The sequence below is a fragment of the Aminobacter sp. P4_H6_2 genome (assembly GCF_056400805.1).
This window is the reverse complement of the sequence record NZ_JBFUKO010000507.1, coordinates 1-4,040: the sequence shown is the minus strand read 5'-3', so window position 1 is coordinate 4,040 and position 4,040 is coordinate 1. Positions and strand designations below refer to the sequence as shown.

The 4,040-nt window shown below is 58.8% G+C and carries 3 protein-coding genes and 1 pseudogene; 1 reads left to right on the top strand and 3 read right to left on the bottom strand.

The window, feature by feature from the left end; all coding sequences use genetic code 11:
- The 3 genes from AC1DUU_RS25390 to AC1DUU_RS25380 form a co-directional block, all read right to left on the bottom strand.
- Window positions 1–501: ABC transporter permease (locus tag AC1DUU_RS25390; protein WP_476786140.1), on the bottom strand; the 501-nt coding region annotated here is incomplete at its 3' end.
- A gap of 75 nt (window positions 502–576) precedes the next feature.
- A complete protein-coding gene (locus AC1DUU_RS25385) occupies window positions 577–2,079 on the bottom strand; it encodes an ABC transporter substrate-binding protein (RefSeq protein WP_476786139.1) in 1,503 nt (500 codons plus the stop codon).
- Between the two features lie 77 nt (window positions 2,080–2,156).
- Entirely contained in the window at window positions 2,157–2,846 is a 690-nt protein-coding gene (locus AC1DUU_RS25380) for a FadR/GntR family transcriptional regulator (RefSeq protein ID WP_476786138.1), read from the bottom strand.
- Between the two features lie 559 nt (window positions 2,847–3,405).
- Between AC1DUU_RS25380 and AC1DUU_RS25375 the strand changes: the two are divergent.
- A pseudogene (locus AC1DUU_RS25375) lies at window positions 3,406–4,040 on the top strand (transposase); the annotation flags it as partial.

The following is a 4,040-nucleotide window of genomic DNA, read 5'->3' as shown; positions in this document are numbered from 1 at the left end:
GTAGCCGGATGCCGGAAGCAATTGCCATTGAACCGACACCAGCAGAATAAGCATGAGGCCGAGCCAGAAATTGGGGATCGATAGGCCTGAAAGCGCCACGACGTTGATCGCATAGTCGGTGGCGGTGCCTTTGCGTATCGCAGAAATGATGCCGGCCGGAACGCCGATCAAAAACGCGACGATCATGGCAAAAGCGGCCAACTGGATGGTGACGGGCAACTTCTGGGCGATCAGGCTGAGAACGGGCTGCTCTGTGCGCAGCGAGATTCCAAGATCGCCCTGCATGATCTGCCCGAGCCACGCGACATACTGAACCGGGATCGGATCGTTGAGGCGATACTTCTCCTGCAGGTACGCGATCGTTTGCGGGTCACGATCCTCACCGACCATGGTGAGGATGGGATCGCCGGGCAGAAGTTTCTGCATGCCGAAAACCAGCATGGAGACGAGCAGCAGCGTAGGCAGGACGACGATGCATCGTCTGAAAACGATCTCGATCATGGGAAAAGCACTTTGAAGCGGGAGCGGGAAAACAAGGGAGCGGCCGCTGGACTGGCCGCTCCATGCCGACGAACGTTAACCTTCGGTCGAAACGCCTTTGAGGCGGATCATGCCGTCGGGATAGGCGGTGAAGCCCTTGATGTTGGCACGCAGCGCGAACGGCCACGGCTGATAGTAGAGATAGACGATCGGCAACTCGTCCTGGGTGATCTCCTGGACCTGGTCATATAGCGCCTTGCGCTTGGCCGTATCGGTCAGGCTACGCGCCTCCTCGAGCAGCGCATCGACTTTCTCGCTGCAGAAATGAGCATCGTTGAGATTGCCCTTGCAGCTGACGAAGCCGTGGATGTTGCCATCCGGATCGGCACGACCCGACCAGCCGCTCTGGCCGGCTTCGAAGTCACCTTCCTTCAGCGCCGACTGCAGCGCGGCGAACTCTGTCGGGCGCAGCGAGATGTCGAAACCGGCTTCTGCCGACATGGCCTGGATCAGCTCGTAGACCTGCTGCGAGGCGGTGCTATTGCCGAAGGCGATTTCCAGCTTCACGCGCTCATGACCGGCTTCGGCCAGCAGAGCCTTGGCCTTGGCGACGTCGCGCTGGCGGCTTTCGAACTTCTTGTCATAGGCAAAGCTTGTCGGCGGAAACGGCTGATAGGCAGGCTGGAAGATGCCCTGTCCGACAACTTCGTTGATGACGCTGCGGTCGATCGACAGTTCGAACGCCTGACGGATGCGCTTGTCGTATCCGATCGGGAACGTGTCCTTGTCGCCCTTCTTCATGTTGAAGGTCAAAGCCTGGTAGCCGGTTCCGGTGACCGGATAGAACGCCAGATTGGAATCGCCCTTCACGGTCTCGACATCCGAAGGAGCGATGCGCTCGATGAGATCAAGATCGCCCGCCCGAAGGTTCGCCAGGCGCACCGTGGAATCCGAAATCGGGATGAAGGTAAGCTTGTCATAGTTGAAATTGGCCGCATCCCAATAGTCGGCGAACTTCTCCAGCACGATGCGATCATTCTGGATACGCTGGACGAACTTGTAAGGGCCGGAGCAAACCGGGTTCTGGCCAAAATCGGCGGTTTCGAAGGCCTTGGGCGACAGGATCATGCCGGCGCGGTCCGAGAGCTGCGACAACAGCGACGCGTCCGGCTTGACGAGGTGGATCACTAGGGTTGTGGCATCAACAACTTCAACGGTATCGATCGAGGCAACTTCGCTTTTGCGAAGCGAATCAGGCAGCGTCTTGGCCCGCTCGAGATTGGCCTTGACCGCGGTGGCGTCGATTGTCGTGCCGTCATGGAATTTGCCATTGTCGCGCAGCTTGACGGTAAGTGCCTTGCCGTCAGCCGACCATGTCCATTCCTTGGCCAGTTGCGGCCGTATCTCCAGCTTCTCGTTGATGTCGAAAAGCTTGTCACACAGCGAGGTGAATACAATGCGTCCGACGAAGGTCCTGGCGCGGTGTGGATCGAGGATATCGGCATCGTCCTGCAGGCCGATGCGCAAGTCGGCGGCAAAAGCCGACGAGGCGGAAACCATGACGGTCGCGGCCAACAGCAGTTTCTTTAGGCAATTCATTTCATTCCCTCCGTGAATTAACTTTCCAAGTCCGCACCCCGTCGGACATGTCTTTGTCTGCAGCCGGTTTTGCCCGCCTACATTTTTTCGATCAGCGCCGCGCGCAGCGACATAAGATGCTCGCGCATCGCGGCCTCCGCCTCGGCGGGATGGAACCGGCGAATTGCTTCGATCAGGGCTTCGTGTTGTTGAATCGACAGCGTGGTGCGCCCAGCCGAGCGTGTACGCTCACGAAAATGGCGCCATGCATCGTTCTGCCTGATCTGATCGATCATGCCCATGAAAAGGATGAAAAGCTGGTTGCCTGCGGCTTCGGCGATCTTGCGGTGAAACGCTCCGTCCCAAAGCTCCCAGGAATCCGTGTCGTTGGACTCCCCCGCCTTTGTCGCCAATCGTTCAAGCTGCTGGATCAGCGCTGGCGTCGCCTTTGTGGCTGCGAGGCGCGCCAGAACCGGCTCGATTTCAATGCGCACTTCCATAACTTCGAGCGGATTGGTGAATTCGGCGAGGTTGTTGACGCGCAGCGTGCTCGAAACCTGTTGAGAGCCGCCAAAGGTTCCCTTGCCCTGCCGGCGCCAGATGAGGCCCTCGTCTTCCAAAATGTCCAGCGCGCTGCGCAGAGCGCGCCTCCCGACGCCGATTTCCTCCGCCAGTTCCCGCTCGGGCGGCAACCGCAGTTCACCATCGGACGGAACTGCGCCCAATAGAACGCGCAACCGCTTGACGGCGTATCCAGAGCTTGCGGCAGTTTTGGCACGAGGCGGCATGGAAGCCTCTAATTTGTAATCATTATGACGAAAGGTTCACATTAGCTTTCGGACCGTATTGAAAGTTTCGACATTCCGCAATCGGCTGCGCGGCTGACTTATAGCAAGTTTCCCCACAAATACGACGCGGTGTTCGATAAACCGATACACTCAACCAACAAGCGCTGAGAACCATTATGTCAATTGGTTCGCAGTTGGAAATTCGAATGAACCAGTCTGGCTTCAAAGTGCGCCAGCCGTGGCTCCTCCTGCTTGTTGGATGTTCCTCCCAAGCCGGGCCTGGGTGTTCTTTGATCTAACGGAGCGGATGACTGACAGCGAGATAGCGAAGATCGAGAGGAACCAGCGAGGCGCTTCTTTGGGGTGTTCGTTGTCAACGTCCGCTTGCTGGCAAACGTCCAATGCCCGCCCGCAGCGCGAACCGCGACCTCCAGAAGGGGCGCCAACAATGTCATCTGCTTTCAGGCAGTGGCAACAGTCAGCTCAACGACCGGGATCAGGCGGCGGGTTCAACCGATCGTGGCAACACCTTTAATCTGAGAGGATGAGGAGGTGTCGCATGGTGACGTCACGGGTCTGGTTTACGTCAGCGCAGAAGGCCGAGCTTTGGGAACGATGGAAGCAAGGTCAGAGCATTTCGTCGATCTCGCGGTCACTGGACCGCCGGAACAAGGGCGGTGTTCAGCGGATCGTATCCTTGCACGGCGGCATTGCTCCGGCAGCAAGGCGTAGAGCGGCTTCGGCGCTTGAGCTGGCGGAGCGCGAAGAATCTCTCGGGGGATTGCGGCAGGTCTTGCTATCCGCGCTATTGCACGCAGTCTGGGGCGATCCCCATCAACGATATGTCGCGAGATCGCGCGCAATGGCGGTGCAAAAACGTATCGCGCAACTCGGGCAGACAAGCAAGCTTGGGAGCGAGCGCTTCGTCCGAAGCAGTGTCGTCTGGCGTGCTCTGGACGGCTAAGGTGGCGAGTGGCGCAAAAGCTGGCGCTGCAGTGGTCGCCGGAGCAGATTGCAGGCTGGCTGAGGCGAGAGTACCCGGGCGATCCCATCATGCGGATATCTCATGAAGCGATCTATCGCAGCCTGTTCATCCAGTCGCGAGGGGTGCTCAAGAAGGAACTGACGGCGCATCTGCGCACCAGACGGCAGATGCGCCTCGCCAAGGGCGCACAGAGCCAAACGGGGCAAGGA

Bases quoted from the DNA above. Each gene is read 5' to 3' on its own strand.
- AC1DUU_RS25385 (WP_476786139.1), bottom strand. From the start codon at position 2,079: ATGAATTGCCTAAAGAAACTGCTGTTGGCCGCGACCGTCATGGTTTCC.
- AC1DUU_RS25380 (WP_476786138.1), bottom strand. From the start codon at position 2,846: ATGCCGCCTCGTGCCAAAACTGCCGCAAGCTCTGGATACGCCGTCAAG.